The organism is Kitasatospora sp. MAA4, assembly GCF_029893355.1.
Classification (GTDB): Bacteria; Actinomycetota; Actinomycetes; order Streptomycetales; family Streptomycetaceae; genus Kitasatospora.
The window spans coordinates 1-22,380 of record NZ_JARZAI010000049.1; the positions used below are offsets into that span (position 1 = coordinate 1).

The following is a 22,380-nucleotide window of genomic DNA, read 5'->3' on the forward strand; positions in this document are numbered from 1 at the left end:
GCGGCGGGCCGAGTCACCGGTGCAGGACTCCTCCTTGCCGAGGATCGCGAACTTGACGCCCGCGGTGTGCAGCAGTTCGGCGAAGGCCTTGGTGGTCTTCTTCGCGCGGTCCTCCAACGCACCGGCGCAGCCGACCCAGTAGAGGTACTCGACCTCGGCCGGCTCGATGTCCTCGCCGATCACCGGGACCTCGATCCCGGTCTCCTTCTTCAGCTCCTTGACCCAGTCGAGACGGGCCTTGGTGGCCATGCCCCACGGGTTGCCCTTGTTCTCAAGGTTCTTGAGCATGGTGCCGGCCTCGGTGGGGAACGAGGACTCGATCATGACCTGGTACCGGCGCATGTCCACGATGTGGTCGATGTGCTCGATGTCCACGGGGCACTGCTCGACGCAGGCGCCGCAGGTGGTGCAGGACCACAGGACGTCCGGGTCGATGACGCCGTTCTCCTCGGCGGTGCCGATCAGCGGGCGCTCGGCCTCGGCCAGCGCGGCGGCGGGCACGTTCGACAGCTGCTCGGGGGTGGCCAGCTCGTTGCCCTCGGCGTCCTTGCCGCCGCCCGCCAGCAGGTAGGGGGCCTTGGCGAAGGCGTGCTCGCGCAGGTTCATGATCAGCAGCTTGGGCGACAGCGGCTTGCCGGTGTTCCAGGCCGGGCACTGCGACTGGCAACGCCCGCACTCGGTGCAGGTGGAGAAGTCGAGGATGCCCTTCCAGGAGAAGTGCTCGACCTGCGAGACGCCGAAGACCGCGTCCTCGGACGGGTCCTCGAAGTCGATCGGCTCGCCGCCGCTGGTCATCGGCCGCAGCGCGCCCAGCGCGACGGAGCCGTCCGACTCGCGCTTGAAGAAGATGTTGAAGAATCCCAGGAACCGGTGCCAGGCCACACCCATCGAGGGGTTGATGCCGATCGTGGTCGCCCAGGCGAACGAGATCGTGATCTTCAGCATCGCGAACAGGTAGATCAGGTTGACCAGCGTGCCGTGCGCCAGGCCGTGGAAGGCCAGCACCAGCGGGTACGAGAACACGTACCGCGCCTCGTACGAGCCGACGCCCGCCATCGCGCCCTCGAGACCGCGCAGCACCAGGATGCAGATGCCGATGCCGAGGATCGTGTACTCGACGTAGAACGCCTGCCAGGCGATCGAGCCGGCGAAGCGCGACTTGCGGCCGGAGCGCGAGGGCAGGCTGAGCAGCCGGATCACCATCAGGACGGCGATGCCCAGCGTGGTGAAGGTGCCGACGAACTCGGTGAACAGTTCGTACGGCAGCCAGCCGCCCAGCACCGGCAGCACGAACTCGGCGTTGAAGAGCTGCCCGAACGCGGTGACCAGGGTGAGCAGCAGCGTGTAGAAGCCGATCGCGACGAACCAGTGCGCGACGCCGACGACGCCCCACTGGTTCATCCGGGTGTGGCCGAGGAACTCGGTGGCCACCGTCTTCACGCGCTGGACCGGCTTGTCGGTCCGACTGGCGTCCGGCTGCCCGGTCTTCACGACTTGGTAGATGTACATGCCCGCACGGGTGGCGAGCGCGATGCCGATCACGGTGGTGACCAGCGAGATGACGATCGCTGCTAGCTGCATCGGCTCTCCGTCTCCTGCGGTGCGAGGGCCATAGAGGGTGGGTGTACGGGGGCATGAAGCCCCCCACCCGACAGTCTACTCATCGGTAACTTAATCAAGGAACCGGGGCGGACACTACCGCGCGTTAACGCTCGTTCAGAAGACGCTCGGGCTATGGCGGCAGTCACGTGTCGAGACTCCCGTCTCAACCGGGAGATAAGGGCGCAATAAAGTTGAGCGCCTCCCACTCACCCCTGTTGACGACCTCGGACGCGTCAGGCATGCTTGAGCCCGTAAAGCTCAACTTCTTCATGGAGGTATCCACGATGGCACGCGCGGTCGGTATCGACCTCGGCACGACGAACTCGGTCGTCAGTGTTCTCGAAGGCGGTGAGCCCACCGTCATCACCAACGCCGAGGGCGCCCGGACCACGCCGTCCGTCGTCGCCTTCGCCAAGAACGGCGAGGTGCTCGTCGGCGAGGTCGCCAAGCGCCAGGCGGTCACCAACGTCGACCGGACCATCCGCTCGGTCAAGCGCCACATGGGCACCGGGTGGAAGATCAACCTGGACGGCAAGGACTTCAACCCCCAGCAGATCAGCGCCTTCATCCTGCAGAAGCTGAAGCGGGATGCCGAGGCCTACCTGGGCGAGACGGTCACCGACGCGGTGATCACCGTTCCGGCGTACTTCTCCGACTCCGAGCGCCAGGCCACCAAGGAGGCCGGTGAGATCGCGGGCCTCAACGTCCTGCGCATCGTCAACGAGCCGACCGCCGCCGCGCTGGCCTACGGCCTGGACAAGGACGACCAGACCATTCTGGTCTTCGACCTCGGTGGCGGCACCTTCGACGTGTCGCTGCTGGAGATCGGCGACGGCGTCGTCGAGGTGAAGGCCACCAACGGTGACAACCACCTCGGTGGCGACGACTGGGACCAGAAGGTCGTCGACCACCTGGTGAAGGTCTTCCACTCCGGCCACGGCGTGGACCTCTCCAAGGACAAGATGGCGCTCCAGCGCCTGCGCGAGGCGGCCGAGAAGGCCAAGATCGAGCTCTCCTCGTCCTCCGAGACCTCGATCAACCTGCCCTACATCACGGCCTCCGCCGAGGGCCCGCTGCACCTGGACGAGAAGCTCACCCGGGCCCAGTTCCAGCAGCTGACCGCGGACCTGCTGGAGCGCTGCAAGACGCCGTTCCACAACGTGATCAAGGACGCGGGCATCAACCTGTCCGAGATCGACCACGTGGTCCTGGTCGGCGGCTCCACCCGCATGCCGGCCGTCGCCGAGCTGGTCAAGGAGCTCACGGGCGGCCAGGACGCCAACAAGGGCGTCAACCCGGACGAGGTCGTCGCCATCGGCGCCGCGCTGCAGGCCGGTGTCCTGAAGGGTGAGGTCAAGGACGTCCTGCTGCTCGACGTCACCCCGCTGTCCCTGGGTATCGAGACCAAGGGCGGCATCATGACCAAGCTGATCGAGCGCAACACCACGATCCCGACCAAGCGCTCCGAGATCTTCACCACGGCCGAGGACAACCAGCCGTCCGTGCAGATCCAGGTCTACCAGGGCGAGCGAGAGATCGCGGCGTACAACAAGAAGCTCGGCATGTTCGAGCTGACCGGCCTGCCGCCGGCCCCGCGCGGCCTGCCGCAGATCGAGGTCACCTTCGACATCGACGCCAACGGCATCATGCACGTCGGCGCCAAGGACCTCGGCACCGGCAAGGAGCAGCGGATGACCGTCACCGGCGGCTCCGCGCTGCCGAAGGACGACATCGAGCGCATGATGCGCGAGGCCGAGCAGTACGCCGAGGAGGACCACAAGCGTCGCGAGTCGGTGGAGACCCGCAACCAGGGTGAGCAGCTCGTCTACTCGACCGAGAAGTTCATCGCGGACAACACCGACAAGCTCCCGGCCGACGTCAAGACCGAGGTCGAGACGGCGATCGGCGAGCTCAAGGAGGCCCTCAAGGGTGAGGACATCGCTGTGATCCGCGAGGCCACCGAGAAGGTCTCCACCACCGCCCAGAAGCTCGGCCAGGCGCTCTACGCCAACGCCGACGCGGCCGGTGCGGCGGGCGGCGCCGAGGGCGGCGAGAACGTCAACTTCTCCAAGGAGGACGACGTCGTCGACGCTGAGATCATCGACGACGAGAAGCCCAAGGGTGGTGCCGCATGACGGAGAAGGCGCAGGGCGTGGAGCCCGGCGACGACTCCAACGCCGACGAGGCCGTCCTCAAGGCCGCGGAGGAGGCGCTCAAGGGCGTCACCGACGAGGCCGAGGGCGACTCCGAACTGGCCGCCGCGAAGCGCGAGCTGACCGAGCGGACGGCTGACCTCCAGCGGCTGCAGGCCGAGTACCAGAACTACCGCAAGCGGGTCGAGCGCGACCGCGCGACGGTGCGCGAGATCGCGGTCTCCACGCTGCTGGAGAACCTGATCCCGGTGCTGGACGACATCGGCCGGGCCCGCGAGCACGGCGAGGTGACGGGCGGGTTCAAGTCGGTCTCCGACAACCTGGAGACCGTCGTCGCCAAGCTGGGCCTGCAGCAGTTCGGCAAGGAGGGCGAGCCCTTCGACCCGAACCTGCACGAGGCGCTGATGCACAGCTACTCCTCGGACGTCACCGAGGACACCTGTGTCCAGGTGCTCCAGCCCGGCTACCGGATCGGCGAGCGGATCATCCGCCCGGCGATGGTGGCCGTCGCCGAGCCGCAGCCCGGTGCCCCGTCCGCGGGCGGCACTGACCAGGAGGCCCCCGAGGCTGACGGTGCGGCCGACAACTGACACGCTGTGCGCTGCGGGGCCGTACGTCGCGACACGCGACGCGCGGCTCCGCAGCGCCGTATCAACACATCCCGGGAGGTGGCGGACGCCATGAGCACCAAGGACTACGTGGAGAAGGACTACTACAAGGTCCTCGGCGTGCCCAAGGACGCCACCACTGCTGAGATCAAGAAGACCTACCGCAAGCTCGCCCGCGAGTTCCACCCGGACGCCAACAAGGGCGACACCAAGGCCGAGGACCGCTTCAAGGACATCTCCGAGGCCTATGACGTCCTGTCGGACGACAAGCGCCGCAAGGAGTACGACGAGGCGCGCAGTCTGTTCGGCGCCGGCGGCATGCGCGGCGGCGGGACGAACGGCGCCGGCTACAACTTCGACTTCGGCGACCTCTTCAACGGCTCGCCGGCCGGCGGCGCCGGCAGCGGCGGGATCGGGGACGTCTTCGGCGGCCTCTTCAACCGCGGCGGCCGCCAGCCCCAGCCGCGCCGCGGGGCCGACGTCGAGACCGAGGTCACGCTCAGCTTCGAGGAGGCGGTCGACGGCGCCACCGTCCCGCTGCGGATGACCAGCCAGGCCGCCTGCCGGACGTGTGCCGGAACGGGCGCCAAGGCCGGCACCACACCGCGGGTCTGCCCGACCTGCGTGGGCGCCGGCACGGTCAGCCGGGGCCAGGGCGCCTTCGCGCTCTCCGACCCGTGCCGCGACTGCAAGGGCCGCGGCATGATCGTCGACGACCCCTGCACCGACTGCCACGGCAGCGGCCGGGCCACCTCGGCGCGCACCATGCAGGTCCGGATCCCGGCCGGGGTCCAGGACGCCCAGCGGATCCGGCTCAAGGCCAAGGGCGCCCAGGGCGAGCGCGGCGGCCAGCCCGGCGACCTCTACGTCACCGTGCACGTGGACACCCACCCGGTCTTCGGGCGCAAGGGCGACAATCTGACCGTCACCGTCCCGGTGTCCTTCCCCGAGGCCGCACTTGGCGGCACCATCGAGGTGCCGACCCTGAACGGACCGGCCGTCAAACTCCGGCTCCCGGCCGGCAGCGCCAACGGCCTGACCCTGCGGGCCCGCGGCAAGGGCGCCACCCGCAAGGACGGCACCCGGGGCGACCTGCTGGTCACCGTCGAGGTGACGGTCCCGCAGGAGACCACCGGCGAAGCCCTGACAGCGCTGGAGCAGTACCGCGAGGCCACCGCCTCGCAGGATCCGCGAGCCGACCTCTTCCGGGCGGCGGAGGGAGCGTGACGCAATGAGTCCTGACAGCATCGGCGTCGGTCTGGGCGAGGGCCTCCCGGGCGGTCCTCGACCGCGCCGCACCGCGCCGCCCGGCCCGTCGTACACGCTCACCGAGGACACCCCGGTGTACGTGATCTCGGTGGCCGCCGAGCTCTCCGGCCTGCACCCGCAGACCCTGCGGCAGTACGACCGGCTCGGCCTGGTCTGCCCGGACCGCACGGCCGGCCGCGGTCGGCGCTACTCGGCCCGGGACATCCAGCAGCTGCGCGAGGTGCAGCGGCTGTCCCAGGACGAGGGCATCAACCTGGCCGGCATCAAGCGGATCATCGAGCTGGAGAACCAGGTCGCCGCGCTGCAGTCCCGGATCGCCGAACTGGCCACCTCGCTGGAGGGTGCCGCCAGCACGCTGCAGGCCCGCGAGGCCGCGGTGCACGCCTCGTACCGACGCGATCTGGTGCCCTACCAACCGGCCCAGCAGTCCAGCGCGCTGGTGGTCTGGCGCCCCCGGCGATAGCGCTCGTTCCACCGGTTGGCACCCCATCGGACGGTGGGGTGCCAACCGCTCTTGCTCTTGCGTAGAGTGCTGACCGGTGGACTGGTGGCCGATTTTCCGGGAGGGGAGCCAGGGATGAGCTCGACAGGCGGGGCCGAGGTGGAGAAGGAGCACGCCGACTTCGTCTCCGCCGAGGCAAAGTCTCTGTATCTCCGGGTGGTCGCCGCCGGCGGTTCCCTGGAGGTCGACGACCCCGCACTCGTCGGCGCCAGAACCGAACTGGCCGAGCTCGGTCTATTGGTTCTCGGCCAAGGAAAACCGTTGACCGCTGTCGCGACGGATCCGAATCGACTGGCAGGCCGACTTAGTACCTCCTGGCAGAAACAAGCGCTTTCGCTGCTCACCCAGGCCGTCTCGATACCAACCGCCTTCCAGGACCTGAACCACGCCTACCAGGCGCTGGATCAGCAATTCCATCCGGGCGGACCGGTGGAGCACATCCACGGGCTGGTCGAGATCAACCAGCGGGTGGGCACCCTGATCGACAGCGCCGAGCACGAAGTGCTGACCGCCCAGCCGGGCGGCAGCCGCCGGCAGTCGCAGATACAGGCGGTCTCGGAGGCGCTGGAGGGAGACCTCTCGCTCATCAGGCGGGGAGTCTCCCGGCGGATCGTGTACCACCCGAGCGCCCGGTACTCCGCTCCCACCAGACAGTACGTCGAGCGCATGACGGTCGCCGGAGCCGAGGTCAGGACCCTGGAGGAACCGTTCACGCGGCTCTTCATCATCGACCGCCGGGTCGCCGTGATTCCGGTCCGGGGTGACACCGAAAAGGCCGCCTTCGTCAGTGACGAGGCGATCGTCGCCTATCTGCTGGACTCGTTCGAGCAGCTGTGGGAACGGTCGAGCCCGTTCCTGGGAGCGACCGAAGTTCCCCCGGAGGTCATCTCCCGGATGCGCACCAACATCCTGCGGATGATGATCCAGGGAATCGGCCACCGCGTCATCGCGCGGAATCTGGGCATCAGCGAGCGGACGCTGGCCAGGCACATCGCCGACTTCCGCGAGGAGTACAGCTCCGAGACGCTCTTCCAGCTCGGCTGGCGAATGGCGCTGAACGCGTCGGGCAGTCCGTACGGAATCGAGGACGAGGGCGAGAACCCGATCAAGCCGGAGTAATCGCCCCCGCCCGGTCCGACACTCAGGTCCAGACGTAGTCAGCCGGTGCCGCCGCCGTCGTGCTCTTGGTCCAGACGTAGTCAGCCGACACCGCAGCCGTCGTGCTCCTGGTCCAGATGTAGTCGGCGGGAGCGGGAGCCGCCAGCCCGGCCTTGGTCCAGACGTAGTCGGCGGGGCTGACCGCGGACTCGGCCGTCGTGCTCGTGGTCCAGACGTAGTCAGCCGGTGCCGCCGCCACCGGGGTACTGGTCCAGATGTAGTCATCAGCCCCGGCCTCCACCGTGGCCGATGCGCTCGCCCCCCGCGCGGTGTCCCCCGTCGGATGGGCCAGAGAAACAGACCCGGGCAGTGCGCCAGCGCCTGAAATCAGCAGACCCGCGCCGGCCACTGCGACAGCCACAAGCGCGCGAGTCACGAATCGGGGTACACGACGCATGTGGCGCCTCCTTGTCATGAGCCTGATATAAACGACATGGTCCACAGCCCTGCGCCAACCGCGCGTTTCAGACATGGCCAATGCATTATCAAAGCCACCCCCCGGATCCTAGGCAAGGTCAGGCATCACACAGAGCCTGGCATCGTTCTGCCATGCAGAAAGATGACACCTCCCGGGAGAGCGATGGCACTGACTCCCGGTGGCAAACAGCGCTGTCATCCGAGCGCCAGACAGGGAGATGACACACCCACTCTGTGGACGGCCCGTGGTGCCAACGGAGACGATCAATTGGCAGCACGTTCTGACGGTCGCTCCGAGTTCCCCCAGTCCGTAAAAGACTCAACAATCGTTCAGTCTTCCATCACCGGATTCGTCGTCAGTTTCTGCTCCGTACACCACCACACCTGCTGAGACACCACACTCAGCCGGGCCGACCCACTCTTCCCCGGAGTAGCCGCCATGAGCGAGCCCTACATGCGCCAGCACGCAGCCCAGGCCCCAGAAGGCCGACGGGCTCGTGTCTTCCTCGCCGCGCCGCTCATGCGGCTGACCGGCCCGGCCGACAGCGTGGTCACCCTTGCCAGCCGGACCCGGCTGACCGCGCTGCGCAGTTCGCTGCTCGGCAGCGGCGCCGCCGTGTTCAGCGCCCACCACAGCGACGCGTGGACGGTGGACGGCCGGGCTCCGGAACCGCGCGTCCCGTCCGACTTCCGGGCGATGCAGACCGCCGACCTGGTCTTCGCGTACGTCGGCGCACCGCTCTCGGCCGGCGTCTCGCTGGAGCTGGGCTGGGGTTCCGCGCTGCGCAAGCCGATCGTGCTGCTGGTCGACGAGGCCATCACGCACAACCCGCTGATCGCCACGATCGAGCAGGTCGCCCCGGTGCTGCCGCTGGTCTTCGACGACTCCTGGTCGAAGGAGAGCCTGCGTCACATCGTGGAGACCGCGCTCGACTGGGCCGGCATGGCGCTGTCGCTGCGCGAGGGCTTCTGGACGGCGCCCGGCGAGCAGTTCACCACTCCCCTGCGCAGCCAGCGCAGCGACCCGTTCGGCACCTGGCCGAACAGCGGTGCCGCGACCGGCTGACCAGGCCGCCCCCACCGCACGCCCCCGCCCGTCCCGGCTCACCGGCTCGGCTCGCTCTTCGCGTCGCCGTCCGCGGCCCGCATCAGCCAGCCCAGCTGGAACAGCGTCTCGGCGTCGTAGAGCTCGCGCAGCCGGGAGATGTGGCCGGCCACGGTCCGCTCGCTCAGACCCAGCCGGCCGGCGATCGCCCGCTGCGTCAGGCCCTGGGAGAGCATCCGGCCAACCTGGGCGTGCACCGGCAGGCCCGCCTTGTCCAGCTCGACGGCGCTCCACTGGGCCGGCTCGGCCCGCTGCCAGTCGCGCTCGAACATGCCCAGCAGGAAGGCGACCACCGCCGGGTCGTCGATGAAGGCCGCACTGCCGGTGTCACCGACGGCCGGGATCACCACGGTCGTCCGGTCGAAGATGAACATCCGCTTGAACGACTCGCCCAGCACCCGGAACCGCGCGCCCGCCTCGGCCACCGCGGCCACGTAGTCGGCCGTCGGACCGTCCGCCCGGGCGGCGGGCTCGTACAGCACGCGCAGGCAGCCGCCGTCCTCCAGGAAGGCCCGGGTCCGCTCCGGCGTGGCGCCCAGCACCAGCAGCGGGCCGCCGCTCGGCTGGGCCGCGAGGACCTCGCTCGTGCAGGCGCTGCCCAGCTGGAGCACCAGGCGGCGGATCTCCTCGGCGCGGTGCACATGGCGCACCTCGCCGGAGCGGTCGAGCTTGCGCGGGGTCAGATCGTAGGCCCGGGTGAGGTCTTCCAGCAGCGCGGGCACCTCCTGGGCCTGCACCAGCAGCCTGGTCCCGGCCGACCGCAGCTCCTCGCTCAGCCGGCTGCCGACCGCGCGCGGGTTGACGGTCGCGTACGCGGCCTCGGCCGGCAGCGCCACCAGCAGGCCGAGCTCCAGCAGTTCGGCGACCCGGGCGGCGTCCTCGGGCCGCACGTCGGCCATCCGCAGCCGGCCGCCCTCGCCGAGGACCGCGAGGTAGAGCTCGCGGGCCCGCTCGCCGGGAAGCGCCGGGCTGCCCGGTTCCGGCTGGTCCATCTCGGTCACCGCCCGATTCCCCCGCTCCGGTTGTCCAGCACCTCGGCCGCGCGCTCCGCGGTCCGCATCAGCCACCCCAGTTGATAGAGCGTCCGAGCACCGTATCGGTTCCGCAATCGGGCCAGATGTCCGGCCACCGTCCGCTCGCTCAGGCCGAGTCGGCGGGCGACCATCCGCTGGGTGAGCCCCTGGGACATCAGCTCACCGATCCTGACCTCCGGCGATCCGCCACCGTCCGACCTGCGGCTTTCCGCCCAGCGGGGGGTTTCGGCGCGCTCCCAGTCCCGTTCGAAGACCCGCACGAGGTGCGCCACCACCGCCGGATCCTCCAGGAAGACCGCCGCCTGCGGGTCGTCGCCGGCCGGGATCACCGCGACCCGGCGGTCCAGGATGACGGTCCGCTGGAACGGCTCGTCGAGCACCCGCACCTGCCCGCCGAACTTGGCGACCTCCGTGGCGTAGCAGACCGTCGCGGGCGCGGTCAGGGCCACCGGCTGGTAGATCGTCCGCAGGGTGCCGCCGCGCTTGAGGAACGGCAGGTCCTGCTGGAGCGCGATGTCCAGCAGATCGGCCGGGCGGTGGCCCGGCTGAACAGTGATCAGGTCGGTCCGGCACTCCGACAGCAGCTGGGCGATCCGCTTCTGGATGAGGTCCAGGCCGTGCACCCAGTCCCCCGCGGGGCGGTTCGCCGGCGTCGGCACGAGCTGGTCGTACGCCTGGATCAGCTCGCTGAACCGGCCCGTCACCTGCTCCGATCCGGCCAGCAGTCGGACCGCCTCGGCCCGCATCTCCACGCCGATCCGGGCGGTCACGGCCCGTGGACTGACGGCGGTGTAGCCGCGGTCGGCGACGCGCGGGATCACCAGCCCGATCTCCACCAGGCGGCGCAGCGCCTCGTGATCCCGCTCGGTCAGCTGGTGGCTCTCGACTCCGCCGCCGTTGCGCAGCACCGCGAGGTACAGCTCGCGCGCGGCCTCGTCCAACGGCTCGTTCTGCGGATCCCTCGCGGCCTCGACCACCGCGTCACCCCCCGTGCCCGCGAGCCGGCGCCTGCACCGGACCGCACGATCCCATCCGGGCGCGGCCGGGCGCGCTGTGAAGAGGCTGACCGACGGCTGCCCCGCCCCGTTCGGGGCAGCCCGGCCAACTGAGGAGCGGATCCGGCCCGGAGGCAGGGACTCGAAGTCTCCTGACTCCGGGCGGATCCACTTGCGTACGCCAAATCCTTGGTGCTTCCAGCGAGGCGGAGCAGCAACGCCTCGCTGGATCCGGGCCCGGTCGCCATCACCACATATGGCGGACCACCCGGTGTTCCCCCTTCGCCGCACAGATACTTCTGCCCCTGTGTGACGACGGAGAACGAGTCACCACCAGCGGGCTGCGGTAGCCCGGGCGGCTTGGCGTGGTCCCACTCTCACAGCGTGGCGACAGTCGGACAAGTGCGCTCTTCCTGCAGATTCCCGCAACTGCACGAAGTTGCAGCCGACCACCGCAGTTGGTCGGTCTACGGACGGTCTGAGCTGCGACGATGACAGGCCGCAGCCGGCATCGCTCAATGCCAGGCCACCCTGCTGTCGGTGCTACGGACCAGCAGGTCCAGGGCCTCGGCATCCTTCACGGTGACGTAGGGCGAGAGCCGGGTGGCGGCCAGCGCGCGGTGCGCCAGCGAGCGGTCGTCCGCCCAGACCTCCGAGCCGAGCTCGACCAGCCGGGCCAGCTCCGGGACGGCGTCCGAGACCGCCGCGAAGATCCCGTCCTCGACCAGGTACAGGATCACCCGGTCCCCCGCCTCCGCGAGGGTCACCGCCTCGCGCAGGAAACGTCCCGCTTCCGGCTTCCCCCAGACCACCTGACTCTCCACCAGCACGTGCTGCGAACGCTCGGACACCGGCCACCCCTCCCCGTCGACACGCGGTCCTGCTTCCGTACCGGCCGGCCTGCGCGTCGGCGAAATTCCGCCGCCCCCGAACAGGCTGACCCGATGTCAGATTCGCAAGACCCGGCCCGTCCGACAAGAGAAAACGCGTGCGCAAGCGCGCAAGTGCGCCAACGTGCATGACGGGTACACGTCAGAGAATTCGCGAATTCCGGCATTCCGCTGCGGAAATGCGGCACTGCCGGCGGAATCGATTCGGCTGCGATCCAAGAAAACCGGACGGCGGTCCGGATTCAGTCGGTGGCTCAGCGCCGCCCGTCGGTGCGCCCACGCATCAACCAGCCCAGCTGGAACAGCGTCTCCGCCTCGTGCTCATCCCGCAGCCGGGCGATATGGCCCGCCACTGTCCGCTCACTCAGACCCAGCCGACCGGCGATCGCCCGCTGACTCAGCCCGCCGGCCAGCAGCAGACCGATCCGGGCCGCGACCGCACCGGCGTCGGGCGCCGCGTGCGCCGAGCCCCACTGGACGCGCTCGGCTCGGCGCCAGTCCCGTTCGAACAGCTCCACCATCACCTCGACCGTGGTCGGGTCCTCGATGAACGCCGCGCTGCCCATGTCGGCCGAGGCCGGGATCACCGCCACCGAGCGGTCGAAGATCAGCATCCGCTGGAAGTCCTCGTCCAGCACCCGGATCCGCGCGCCGTAGGGGGCGACCGTCACCGCGTACTCGATGGTGGCCGGATCGACCCGGGCCACCGGCTGGTAGAGCGTGCGCATCACGCCGCCGGCCCTGAGGAACGGCACGTCCTGCTCCATCGCCCAGACCAGGTGGTCCGCCGGCCGGTTGCCGCCGGGCTGCGCGGTGAGCATCTCCGTGCTGGTGTCGGCGACCAGCTGCGCGATCCGGTGCCGGATGGTGTCCCGGTCCTGGACGGTCTCCACCACCCCGGTCCGCTCGATCCGGCGCGGCGCCGCGTCGTAGGCCTGCGCCAGCTCGTCCAGGGCGGTCGGCACCTCCTCGGCCTGCCGCAGCAGCCGGGCGGAGCGCTCGCGCAGCTCGCCGCCGGCCCGGCCGGCGAAGGCCCGCGGGCTGACCGCCGAGTAGAACGTGCCGCCGGGCAGGCCGCGCACCAGCCCCAGCTCCAGCAGCCGGGCCAGCACCGGCGCGTCCTGCGGACACAGGTCGTCGGCCTTCACCCAGCCGCCTGCGGAGACCACCGCCAGGTAGAACGCCCGTGCGGCGGCGTCCAGCCCGAGATCCTCCGGTATCACCCCTGGTTCCCCGTGCACCGCGCCCCCGATCGCTTGACTGACCTCCGCCATCGTGCCAGCCGGACACCGCCTGTGCGAGCCCAGGGCCCGGCCGGCCGGCCTGCGAGTCGCCACCGAGCGCAGCCGCCGCGCCACTGCGCGCATAACCTGACCCTGTGGCCGGGTGTCGCAGGAAGTTGAGCCAAGTACGCTCAACTTGCCTTACCCTGGATATGTCAACCAGCGATATCAACCGGAGGAGAGCCAGCAGTGGACGCGAGCAAGTTCACCACCAAGACGCAGGACGCCCTGTCCGCCGCGATTCGGCAGGCGGGCGGCGCGGGCAACCCGGACGTCAGGCCGGTGCACATCCTGCTCGCCCTGCTGGAGCAGCCCGAGGGCATCGCCCGGCCGCTGCTCGAAGCCGTCGGCGCGGATGTCGCCCAGGTCACCGCCGGCGCCCGGCAGCAGCTGCGGTCGCTGCCCAGCGCGCAGGGCTCCACGGTCGCCGCGCCGCAGCTGGGCCGCGACACACTGGCGGTGCTGACCGACGCCGGCCAGCGCGCCGAGGAGCTGGACGACGCGTACGTCTCCACCGAGCACCTGCTGGTCGGGCTGGCCGCCGAGGGTGGCGCGGTGGCCGAGCTGCTGGCCCGCCACGGCGCCACCGCCAAGGCCCTGCTGGCCGCCTTCAAGGAGGTCCGCGGCAGCTCCCGAGTGACCTCGCAGGACCCGGAGGGCACGTACAAGGCGCTGGAGAAGTACGGCACCGACCTCACCCAGGCCGCCCGGGACGGCAAGCTCGACCCGGTGATCGGCCGCGACCAGGAGATCCGCCGGGTCGTCCAGGTGCTGTCCCGCCGCACCAAGAACAACCCGGTGCTGATCGGCGAGCCCGGCGTCGGCAAGACCGCCGTGGTCGAGGGCCTGGCGCAGCGGATCGTGGCCGGCGACGTCCCCACCTCGCTGCGGAACAAGCGGCTGGTCTCGCTGGACCTCAGCGCGATGGTGGCCGGCGCCAAGTACCGCGGCGAGTTCGAGGAGCGGCTGAAGGCCGTCCTGAACGACATCAAGGAGAGCGACGGGCAGGTCGTCACCTTCATCGACGAGCTGCACACCATGGTCGGCGCGGGCGCCGGCGGCGACTCCGCGATGGACGCGGGCAACATGCTCAAGCCGATGCTGGCCCGCGGCGAGCTGCGGATGGTCGGTGCCACCACGCTGGACGAGTACCGCGAGCGGATCGAGAAGGACCCGGCGCTGGAGCGCCGCTTCCAGCAGGTGCTGGTCGGCGAGCCGAGCGTCGAGGACTCGATCGCCATCCTGCGCGGCCTCAAGGGCCGCTACGAGGCGCACCACAAGGTGCAGATCTCGGACGCCGCGCTGGTCGCCGCCGCGACCCTCTCGAACCGCTACATCACCTCCCGCTTCCTGCCCGACAAGGCGATCGACCTGATCGACGAGGCCGCCTCCCGGCTGCGCATGGAGATCGACTCCTCGCCGGTCGAGATCGACGAACTCCAGCGCTCCGTCGACCGGTTGCGGATGGAGGAGCTGGCCCTGGAGAAGGAGTCCGACCCGGCCTCGGTGGACCGACTGGCCCGGCTGCGGCGCGACCTGGCCGACAAGCAGGAGCAGCTCTCCGGCCTCACCGCCCGCTGGGAGCAGGAGAAGAAGAGCCTCAACCGGGTCGGCGAGCTCAAGGAGCGCCTGGACGGCCTGCACAGCGCCCTGGAACGCGCCCAGCGGGACGGCGACTTCGAGCGCGCCTCCAAGCTGATGTACGCCGAGATCCCGGCCGCCGAGCACGAGTTGACGGAGGCTCAGGAGCGCGCGGCGGACCAGGACGCCACCCAGTCGATGGTCAAGGAGGAGGTCGGCCCGGACGACGTCGCCGATGTGGTCGCCTCCTGGACGGGCATCCCGGCAGGCCGGCTGCTGGAGGGCGAGAGCGCCAAACTGCTGCGGATGGAGGAGGAGTTGGGCCGTCGCCTGATCGGCCAGAGCACCGCCGTCCAGGCCGTCTCGGACGCCGTCCGACGCACCCGCTCGGGCATCGCCGACCCGGACCGGCCGACCGGATCCTTCCTCTTCCTCGGCCCCACCGGCGTCGGCAAGACCGAACTCGCCAAGGCGCTGGCCGACTTCCTCTTCGACGACGAGCACGCCATGGTCCGGATCGACATGAGCGAGTACGGCGAGAAGCACTCCGTCTCGCGCCTGGTCGGTGCCCCGCCCGGGTACATCGGCTACGAGGAGGGCGGCCAGCTGACCGAGGCGGTACGCCGGCGCCCGTACAGCGTGGTGCTGCTCGACGAGGTCGAGAAGGCGCACCCGGAGGTCTTCGACGTCCTGCTCCAGGTCCTGGACGACGGCCGGCTCACCGACGGCCAGGGCCGCACGGTGGACTTCCGCAACGCCATCCTGATCCTCACCTCCAACCTGGGCAGCCAGTACCTGGTCGACCCCGCGATCCCGGAGGAGGCCAAGAAGGAGCTGGTGCTGGAGACCGTGCGGTCCTCCTTCAAGCCGGAGTTCCTCAACCGGCTGGACGACATCGTGGTCTTCGACCCGCTGGGCACCGCCGAGCTCAGCCGGATCGTCGACCTGCAGGTCGCCCGGCTGGCCGACCGGCTGCGCGACCGCCGGCTGACCCTGGACGTCACCCCCGCCGCCCGCGACTGGCTCGCGCTCACCGGGTACGACCCCGCGTACGGCGCCCGGCCGCTGCGCCGGCTGGTCCAGTCGGCGATCGGCGACCAGCTCGCCAAGGAGATCCTGTCCGGTCGCGTGCACGACGGCGAGACCGTGGTGGTCGACCGCGACGAGGACGCCGACCGGCTGACGGTGAGCTCCTCGTAACCCCGCGCAGCAGGGGTGCGGCGGGGTGCGGTGCCCCTGCCGCACCCGGCCCCGAATGAGGCAGGATGGAGACATGGAAGGGCGGCCCCTGAAGTTCCAGCCACCCTCGTGCACTGTGAAGGGACCTCCCGTGAGTGTTGATCCGTCGTCCATTCCGTCCTTCGGCCTGCCCCAGCAGCCCCCGTCGGGTGGCCAGCCGGCCGGAGGCCCGCCGGTCGTGGTGCCGGACCAGGCTCTGGTGACCCAGCTCCTCGACCAGATGCAGCTCAAGCACGTCGTGGACGAGGAGGGCGACCTCACCGCCCCCTGGGAGGGCTTCCGGGTCTACTTCATGTTCCGCGGCGAGCAGAAGGAGCTCTTCGCGGTCCGGTCGTTCTACGACCGCTCGTACCCGTTGGAGAAGAAGGGCGAGATCCTCGACCTCATCGACGAGTGGAACCGCGAGACCCTGTGGCCCAAGGTCTACACGCACACCCACGAGGACGGCGTGGTCCGCCTGATCGGCGAGTCGCAGATGATCGTCGGCTCCGGCGTGAACCTGGACTACTTCGTCACCACCACCGCCAACTGGACCCAGGCCGCCGTGGGCTTCGAGCAGTGGATCGTCGAGCGCCTCGGCCTCCAGCAGGAGATCGAGGGCGAGGACGGCGACGCCGCCCCCGAGACCCCCGACGAGGACTGACCTCCCCCGCAGCTTCCGGCCCGGCCCGCTACCCGCGGGCCGGGCCGTGCGCGTTTCAGGACTTGGGCAGGGTGTCGACGTAGTTCGTGCCTGCCGCGTAGAGGCCGGTCACGGCCTTCTGGACATCGGCCCCGGACACCGTCTGATTGGCCTGGTAGTACAGCCAGTTGACCTTGGTGTCCCAGGTGCGCGGTGCCCCGAGCTGCTGCAGGTCGATGAGCCAGGTGTTGAAGTGGATGTTCATGCTCTCGCGCGGGAAGTACCGGCTGTCGCTGGTGAACAGGTCGTGGCCGTCCATCGAGTAGGTGACCGAGCCGTTCATGGCGGTGATCATCATGACGTGCCAGCCCTGGAGCTGCTGCTTCTTCAGGGCCTTGGTGGCCCGGTCGCCCTGCTTGGCGCTGTGCCAGCTGGTGGTGTCGAGCTCCGGCCCAGGCGCGCCCCAGCCGCCGTTCGGCATGTACTCGTAGTCGAGCTCGCTGTACTTCGCCGAGGTGTCGTCCGGCGAGATCGCGTAGAAGGACTCGTTCAGGTGGTCGCCGGTGGGACCGTTGGCGGGCGTGTCACTGAAGTAGACCCTGGCCGCGATGGTCCCCGTGAAGAAGCCGGCCTTGGTGCTCATCAGCTCGGCCTGCTTGGTGCCCTGCTTGGTGCCGTCGGAGCTGACCTGCACCTGCAGCGCCTGCCCGCCCTGGGCGGTCGTGTCGGCGGGGAAGCTGACGCCCGTGGGGGTCCAGGTGTCGTGGATACCCGGGCCGCCCTGCTCGGTGCGGGCCTGCCAGCCGTTGGCGGCGAGCACCGGGTCGTCGGGGCCGCTGTAGTGGAAGTTGTCGAAGAACACCCCGGCCGGCGGTGCGCCCGCGGCCTGCGCCGCTGCCGGAGCGGAGGCGCCCTGCCCGGGCGCGGCGGCGCCGCTCGGCTCCTCACCCCAGGCGAGGGTGCTGCCGATGTAGGCGGTCACCAGCTTCGACGGCGCGTAGTGCGTGTCCTTGGCGTCGAACGACCGGTCGTTCGACTGGTTCAGCTGCTGGTGGTCGAGCCGGTAGAGCTGGAGGCCGATCGCCTCCGTGGTGGCACCGGGCGCCAGGTTGCCGGCTCCGGATGTGAAGCCGATCTGTACGTAGTGATCAGCATTTGGAGATGCAGTGCCCGCTGTGACGATACTTTCCGTGACGTTCGCGCAGCCGAGATGCGTCTGCACGCAGTTGGACCCGTAGGCGGCGGAGGCGTCGTCGGCGCTGAAGTAGTACCTCAGCGTGACGTCGCTCAGGTTCACGGGCTTCTTCGACGCGTTGATGACTTCCACCCACGGCTTGGCCACGGCGACCGTGCTCGCGGGGTCGGTCCGGTAGCGGACGGTGAGTTCCGCGGGCCCGGCCGGCGTCGCACCGGTCACAGCTGCCGCGGAATGCGCGGAACGCAGCATCGGATAGGCCACGATGCCGGCGGCCGCCAGGGCGGTCACCAAGAGCAACATCTTGAACACAGTCCACCCGCGACGAGGGGAGTTGCGGCGGGCTCGGCTCACGGAAACTCCTTGGCGAGATGCACCGGCGGCTCTGAGCCCACGCTTCGCATCGGATCTGTGGATGTCGTATCCGCGTTATCCTAGCCCCGCCTCTTCGGGACCCGTATGCCGTCCACGAATCCCCGCCGCGTCCGGTTTGCCCTTTCGCACCCGTAATGAGACTTCTCCGTAACCTGGGGTTCGCCGGTCGCTCGAGCGCCGCGAACGAGCCGGTCTCCGGGGAAAGTGTTCCTGGCCACTCCCGGACACCCCGACCGGCCCCGGAGTGACGGACATGTCGTGCTTTACCAGGCAAGATGCCCCGCGCTATTCGACTGCGCGGCCTTCGGGGGCCAAGAACGAACCCGTCCGGGATAGGGCTGGTGCACGCCCGTGCGGTACCTTCTGCGTGGGCGCAGGAACGGCACAGACGTGCGAGCTCTGTGAGTTCGACATCTAGGTGGGGGAGAAGGTCGTGGCAGGCACTACTGCGCGCCGTGCGCGCGCTGAAGCGCCGAGCGGGGCGAGAAGTCGGCATCGGAGAGGCCGTGTCGCCTCCGGCGAGACCGAGGGTGTCCTCTACGACAGCGTCGTCATCGTCCCGGCCCGCAACGAAGAGGTCGGCGTCCTCACCTCGCTGCAGTCCCTGGCCGCCCAGAGCCGACGCCCCGACCTCATCATCGTGGTGGTCAACAACTCAACCGACCGCACCGAGGACTTCGCCCGCCAGTTCGCGGACGACGAGCGCACCCCGCCGACCGTCGTGCTGACTCTCGACAACAACCCGCACAAGAAGGCCGGCGCCCTCAACTACGGGCTCAACTGGCTCCGCGAGGCCGTCGGGGGGCGGCTGACCGACCGGGTCCGGCACGTCCTCGTCATGGACGCCGACACCGAGCTGCACGTGAAGTTCATCGAGCGCGCCCGCAACGTGATCGCCTCCGACCCGGAGCTCGGCGGCGTCAGCGCCGCCTGCCTGGGCCGCACCGACCTGTGGCGCAACCCCTGGCAGCGCTATCTCCTCGGGATGCAGATCATCGAGTACGGCCGCGCGGCGAACACCCGGTATCGCAGCGACGTCCACACGATGTCCGGCGCGGGCTCCTTTTATCGCGGCGAGGCCCTGCAGGGTCTGATCGACTGGCGCGGCGAGGTTTTCTGGGAGGACCACCGGAATCTCGTCGAGGACTACGAGACCACGCTGACGCTCAAGGAATCCGGCTGGAAGGTCACCGCCAACCAGCTCTGCATCGCGTACACCGACCTCATGCCCACCCTGCGCGAACTCATTCAGCAGCGCGAGCGGTGGAGCCGCGGCACCGTGGACACCCTGCGCAGCCGCGGCTTTACGAAGTTCACCTGGCATTCCATCACCACCATGATCATGGGGCTCTTCGGCGCCGCCTACATTCTGGGATGGGGTTCGACCCGACTCGTTTCGGCTGCCCAGCACGGGTTCTCGAACAGCCCCTTCATGTGGGCACTCTTCAGCTTCTGGATCATTTACCCCGCACTGCGGGTGAGGAATCTGGGCTGGAAGGCGATGATCGTCGAAGCCATCCTGCTTCCGGAACTCGTGTACACCGTCGTGCGGACCTACTGGCTCGTGGCCTCGATCGTGAAGTCATATGTGACTCGCGTCTCCGCCTGGAAATGACTCAAGGAGAGCAATGAATTCCCTCAAGGGCCTGGGGGTCTGCGTGGTGCTGGCGGGAATCGCCTTCGCGATGACCAAGGTGTCCAACACCGACCAGGTGATCCTCGGCGCCAGCCTCGTGATCATCGGCACCTCGCTGGTCACGTACCTGGCCTCCATCCGGCGAAGCCGTAAGGACCGCCGCATCGCCGGCGGGTAAAGAACCGGCAAACTCGCCCTGTCAGCTCTTCACCGGCAGGTCGCAGCCCTTTGGGTCGGCGAGGAGTTCGAGCGGGCGGTGGGGGCCCATCGGACCGGGGCGGTCCACAGCGCGAATTCTCTTTCGTGTCCTGGGAGTTCTGCTCAGCGGATCGTGACTCCGATGGCCGGTGGTAGGGCAGTATCCTGCTGGCCATCAGGAGACGGGCCCGACTGCAGGACGCGAGGAGCCACACATGGGTACAAGGCCGCTGCTGAACCGCCGTCTGGCCGGGATGGGCACCACGATCTTCGCGGAGATGTCGGCACTGGCCACGGCCACCGGTTCCATCAACCTCGGCCAGGGCTTCCCGGACACCGACGGGCCCGCCTCAGTGGCTCAGGCCGCCGCCGACGCGGTCCTCAACGGCCGTGGCAACCAGTACCCGCCCGGCCCCGGCATCCCCGAGCTGCGGACCGCCATCGCCGAGCACCAGCAGCGCTTCTACGGGCTCAGCTACGACCCCGACACCGAAGTCCTGGTCACCGCCGGCGCCACCGAGGCCATCGCCGCCGCCATGTTCGCTCTCCTCGAGCCCGGCGACGAGGTCATCGCCTTCGAACCCTTCTACGACTCCTACGCCGCCTGCATCGCGATGGCCGGCGCCACCCGCGTCCCGCTCACCCTGCGCCCGCCGTCCTTCCGCCCCGACCTGGACGCCCTGCGCGCCGCGATCACCCCGCGCACCCGCCTGCTCCTGCTCAACACCCCGCACAACCCCACCGGCATGGTCCTCACCCCCGAGGAACTCGCCACCATCGCCGAACTCGCCTGCGAGCACGACCTCCTGGTCGTCACCGACGAGGTCTACGAACACCTCGTCTTCCACACCGGCCACCACCCCATCGCCGCCCTCCCGGGCATGCGCGAGCGCACCGTCTCGATCTCCTCGGCCGGCAAGACCTTCTCCTTCACCGGCTGGAAGGTCGGCTGGGTCACCGCCGCACCGGAGTTGGTAGCCGCCGTCCGCACCGCCAAGCAGTACCTCACCTACGTCAGCGCAGGCCCGTTCCAGTACGCCGTGGCCGAGGCCCTGCGCCTGCCCGACAGCTACTTCGCCGACTTCCGCGCCGACCTGCTCCGCAAGCGCGACCTGCTCGCCGACGGGCTCTCCTCCGCCGGGTTCCAGGTCTTCGAACCGGCCGGCACGTACTTCATCACCACCGACATCACCCCGCTCGGCGAGAAGGACGGCATCGAGTTCTGCCGCTCGCTCCCCGCCCGCTGCGGCGTCGTCGCCATCCCCAACGCCGTCTTCTACGACGACACCGAGGCCGGCCGCAGCCTGGTCCGCTTCACCTTCTGCAAGCAGGAGGCAGTGTTGAACGAAGCAGTGGAAAGGCTGTCCAAGCTGCGGGCACGCTGACGTCGTCGTGCGCCCGTGGCTACCGCGCGCGAGCCGCAGGGGCGGAGCTATCCTGACGGTATGACTGGTGCTGGCGCGCTCAGTTGAGCTGCGCCGGTGAGGATCTGCCAACCCGACCTGGCGAGGTGCGCCGACGGGCGGCCCTCTGCTCATGCCGTCCGCAGCGCCACCGGAAAGGTGAGAGATGCGCTGCTCGGCCGGTTCGAAGGGGCCTTTACGGGGGTTGAGGTCAAGCATTCTCGTCGCGGTGGCAGCTCTCACCGCCTCTGTCTGTGGGAGCACGCTGCCGGCCTCTGCGGCGGTACCGAGCGCCGCGTCCCGCACGGCTCCGGTCCAGGCGTGCCAGGGTCAGTCGAACGGTCCGGGACTGCCGCCGCTGAAGGCGCTGTCCGGCACGGTTCCGGTGCCCGACCCGATCAATCTGCCGCCGACCGCCGCCGTCTTCGGTGCCAGTTACCCGGGCGATGCCCAGTACCTGGTCGCCCCGAGCGGCTGGACCTGCGACACGGTCTTCTTCAGCGCCGACGGCGGCGAGCAGGCGTTCGTCCACCCCGGCGCATCGGTCGCCGACCCGCTCAGCGCGCAGTTCAGCTCGGTCGTCCAGGCCGTCTTCAACAGCGGCGGCGTGCAGACCAACGTGGATCTGGCCTGTCCGTTCGTGCCTCAGGCCACCGCGCCGGCCACACCGGGCGGCCAGCCGGGCAACTGCACGGCCCCGCCCCGGCAGTCCGCGGACCGGGTGCACGCCGTGGCAACCGGCAACCCGGGACTCTCCGTTGCCGCCATCGGCGTCCCATCCGGCGTCCGCGAGCCGAACCTTCCGGTGACCACGCAGGCTCCGCCGACCGGACCCGGCAGTCCGGGTAACCCGGTGGTCGCGCTGGTGGTGCTCCAGGGTCCGCAGGGAACAGCGCAGGAGGTCACCTGCTCGTTGCCGAAGGCCACCGCCACGGCCGGCTGCCAGGCCACGCTCGGTTACTTCCTGGCCAACAGCCCGGTGGGACAGCAGATGAGCAGCACCGATCTCGCCAACGCGGTCGCAGACCTGAACAACTTCATCTCCGCCTTCGTCGGCTGACCCCCCTGTCGCGGGGTCGCGCAGCTCAAGGAGACTGTCGCACAGCGGATCCGGC

General features: G+C 69.6%; 19 protein-coding genes. 12 read left to right on the forward strand and 7 right to left on the reverse strand.

Going from position 1 to position 22,380, the window contains the following annotated elements; genetic code table 11:
* Positions 1-1,581 (reverse strand): 4Fe-4S dicluster domain-containing protein (locus P3T37_RS36010; protein ID WP_280728190.1); only part of this gene is annotated, 1,581 nt, incomplete at its 3' end.
* Between the two features lie 305 nt (positions 1,582-1,886).
* Here P3T37_RS36010 and dnaK point away from each other — a divergent pair.
* From dnaK to P3T37_RS36035, 5 genes are all read left to right on the forward strand, one after another.
* The gene (gene dnaK, locus P3T37_RS36015) at positions 1,887-3,737 is read left to right on the forward strand and encodes a molecular chaperone DnaK (RefSeq protein WP_280728210.1); all 1,851 of its coding nucleotides are present in this window, start codon (positions 1,887-1,889) and stop codon (positions 3,735-3,737) included.
* Positions 3,734-4,345, forward strand: coding sequence for a nucleotide exchange factor GrpE (gene grpE, locus P3T37_RS36020; protein WP_280728191.1), 612 nt, complete (start codon positions 3,734-3,736; stop codon positions 4,343-4,345). Before dnaK ends, grpE begins: the two co-directional genes overlap by 4 nt.
* A gap of 90 nt (positions 4,346-4,435) precedes the next feature.
* Positions 4,436-5,590 carry a molecular chaperone DnaJ gene (gene dnaJ / locus P3T37_RS36025; RefSeq protein WP_280728192.1) on the forward strand — a complete coding sequence of 385 codons (1,155 nt, stop codon included), beginning with the start codon at positions 4,436-4,438 and terminating at the stop codon, positions 5,588-5,590.
* A gap of 4 nt (positions 5,591-5,594) precedes the next feature.
* Positions 5,595-6,095 carry a helix-turn-helix domain-containing protein gene (locus tag P3T37_RS36030; protein ID WP_280728193.1) on the forward strand — a complete coding sequence of 167 codons (501 nt, stop codon included), beginning with the start codon at positions 5,595-5,597 and terminating at the stop codon, positions 6,093-6,095.
* 114 nt (positions 6,096-6,209) lie between these two features.
* Entirely contained in the window at positions 6,210-7,253 is a 1,044-nt protein-coding gene (locus P3T37_RS36035) for a helix-turn-helix domain-containing protein (RefSeq protein ID WP_280728194.1), read from the forward strand.
* A 22-nt stretch (positions 7,254-7,275) separates the two neighbouring features.
* On the opposite strand, the gene P3T37_RS36040 is transcribed toward P3T37_RS36035, so the two are convergent.
* On the reverse strand, positions 7,276-7,491 hold the full coding sequence (locus P3T37_RS36040) for a hypothetical protein (RefSeq protein WP_280728195.1): 216 nt from the start codon (positions 7,489-7,491) through the stop codon (positions 7,276-7,278).
* A gap of 657 nt (positions 7,492-8,148) precedes the next feature.
* Here P3T37_RS36040 and P3T37_RS36045 point away from each other — a divergent pair.
* The gene (locus P3T37_RS36045) at positions 8,149-8,775 is read left to right on the forward strand and encodes a hypothetical protein (protein ID WP_280728196.1); all 627 of its coding nucleotides are present in this window, start codon (positions 8,149-8,151) and stop codon (positions 8,773-8,775) included.
* A gap of 38 nt (positions 8,776-8,813) precedes the next feature.
* Here P3T37_RS36045 and P3T37_RS36050 read toward each other — a convergent pair whose 3' ends face one another.
* The 4 genes from P3T37_RS36050 to P3T37_RS36065 all read right to left on the reverse strand — a co-directional run bounded on the left by P3T37_RS36050 (position 8,814) and on the right by P3T37_RS36065 (position 12,956).
* Complete coding sequence (locus tag P3T37_RS36050) at positions 8,814-9,806, reverse strand: LuxR C-terminal-related transcriptional regulator (protein ID WP_280728211.1); 993 nt, start codon at positions 9,804-9,806, stop codon at positions 8,814-8,816.
* A 5-nt stretch (positions 9,807-9,811) separates the two neighbouring features.
* A complete protein-coding gene (locus P3T37_RS36055) occupies positions 9,812-10,825 on the reverse strand; it encodes a LuxR C-terminal-related transcriptional regulator (protein WP_280728197.1) in 1,014 nt (337 codons plus the stop codon).
* Between the two features lie 533 nt (positions 10,826-11,358).
* Complete coding sequence (locus tag P3T37_RS36060) at positions 11,359-11,694, reverse strand: hypothetical protein (protein ID WP_280728198.1); 336 nt, start codon at positions 11,692-11,694, stop codon at positions 11,359-11,361.
* A gap of 293 nt (positions 11,695-11,987) precedes the next feature.
* Positions 11,988-12,956 carry a winged helix-turn-helix transcriptional regulator gene (locus tag P3T37_RS36065; protein WP_280728199.1) on the reverse strand — a complete coding sequence of 323 codons (969 nt, stop codon included), beginning with the start codon at positions 12,954-12,956 and terminating at the stop codon, positions 11,988-11,990.
* A gap of 249 nt (positions 12,957-13,205) precedes the next feature.
* On the opposite strand from P3T37_RS36065, the gene clpB reads away from it, so the two are divergent.
* Positions 13,206-15,797, forward strand: coding sequence for an ATP-dependent chaperone ClpB (clpB, locus tag P3T37_RS36070; RefSeq protein ID WP_280728200.1), 2,592 nt, complete (start codon positions 13,206-13,208; stop codon positions 15,795-15,797).
* 130 nt (positions 15,798-15,927) lie between these two features.
* Positions 15,928-16,479, forward strand: a complete 552-nt coding sequence (locus P3T37_RS36075) for a YbjN domain-containing protein (RefSeq protein ID WP_280728201.1) — start codon at positions 15,928-15,930, stop codon at positions 16,477-16,479.
* A 55-nt stretch (positions 16,480-16,534) separates the two neighbouring features.
* Here P3T37_RS36075 and P3T37_RS36080 read toward each other — a convergent pair whose 3' ends face one another.
* Positions 16,535-17,956 carry a cellulose binding domain-containing protein gene (locus P3T37_RS36080; protein WP_280728202.1) on the reverse strand — a complete coding sequence of 474 codons (1,422 nt, stop codon included), beginning with the start codon at positions 17,954-17,956 and terminating at the stop codon, positions 16,535-16,537.
* A gap of 505 nt (positions 17,957-18,461) precedes the next feature.
* Here P3T37_RS36080 and P3T37_RS36085 point away from each other — a divergent pair.
* The 4 genes from P3T37_RS36085 to P3T37_RS36100 all read left to right on the forward strand — a co-directional run bounded on the left by P3T37_RS36085 (position 18,462) and on the right by P3T37_RS36100 (position 22,325).
* Complete coding sequence (locus P3T37_RS36085) at positions 18,462-19,643, forward strand: glycosyltransferase family 2 protein (protein WP_280728203.1); 1,182 nt, start codon at positions 18,462-18,464, stop codon at positions 19,641-19,643.
* A gap of 13 nt (positions 19,644-19,656) precedes the next feature.
* Positions 19,657-19,842 (forward strand): hypothetical protein, encoded by a 186-nt coding sequence (locus P3T37_RS36090; RefSeq protein WP_280728204.1) that lies wholly within the window; start codon positions 19,657-19,659, stop codon positions 19,840-19,842.
* A gap of 235 nt (positions 19,843-20,077) precedes the next feature.
* A complete protein-coding gene (locus tag P3T37_RS36095) occupies positions 20,078-21,247 on the forward strand; it encodes a pyridoxal phosphate-dependent aminotransferase (RefSeq protein WP_280728205.1) in 1,170 nt (389 codons plus the stop codon).
* A 247-nt stretch (positions 21,248-21,494) separates the two neighbouring features.
* Positions 21,495-22,325, forward strand: coding sequence for a hypothetical protein (locus P3T37_RS36100; RefSeq protein ID WP_280728206.1), 831 nt, complete (start codon positions 21,495-21,497; stop codon positions 22,323-22,325).
* Positions 22,326-22,380: the final 55 nt, after the last annotated feature.

Coding starts and splice junctions, on each gene's coding strand:
- dnaK (WP_280728210.1), top strand. CDS start 1,887: ATGGCACGCGCGGTCGGTATCGACCTCGGCACGACGAACTCGGTCGTC.
- P3T37_RS36080 (WP_280728202.1), bottom strand. CDS start 17,956: ATGTTGCTCTTGGTGACCGCCCTGGCGGCCGCCGGCATCGTGGCCTAT.
- P3T37_RS36090 (WP_280728204.1), top strand. CDS start 19,657: ATGAATTCCCTCAAGGGCCTGGGGGTCTGCGTGGTGCTGGCGGGAATC.
- P3T37_RS36050 (WP_280728211.1), bottom strand. CDS start 9,806: ATGGACCAGCCGGAACCGGGCAGCCCGGCGCTTCCCGGCGAGCGGGCC.
- P3T37_RS36035 (WP_280728194.1), top strand. CDS start 6,210: ATGAGCTCGACAGGCGGGGCCGAGGTGGAGAAGGAGCACGCCGACTTC.
- grpE (WP_280728191.1), top strand. CDS start 3,734: ATGACGGAGAAGGCGCAGGGCGTGGAGCCCGGCGACGACTCCAACGCC.
- P3T37_RS36045 (WP_280728196.1), top strand. CDS start 8,149: ATGAGCGAGCCCTACATGCGCCAGCACGCAGCCCAGGCCCCAGAAGGC.
- dnaJ (WP_280728192.1), top strand. CDS start 4,436: ATGAGCACCAAGGACTACGTGGAGAAGGACTACTACAAGGTCCTCGGC.
- P3T37_RS36095 (WP_280728205.1), top strand. CDS start 20,078: ATGGGTACAAGGCCGCTGCTGAACCGCCGTCTGGCCGGGATGGGCACC.
- P3T37_RS36030 (WP_280728193.1), top strand. CDS start 5,595: ATGAGTCCTGACAGCATCGGCGTCGGTCTGGGCGAGGGCCTCCCGGGC.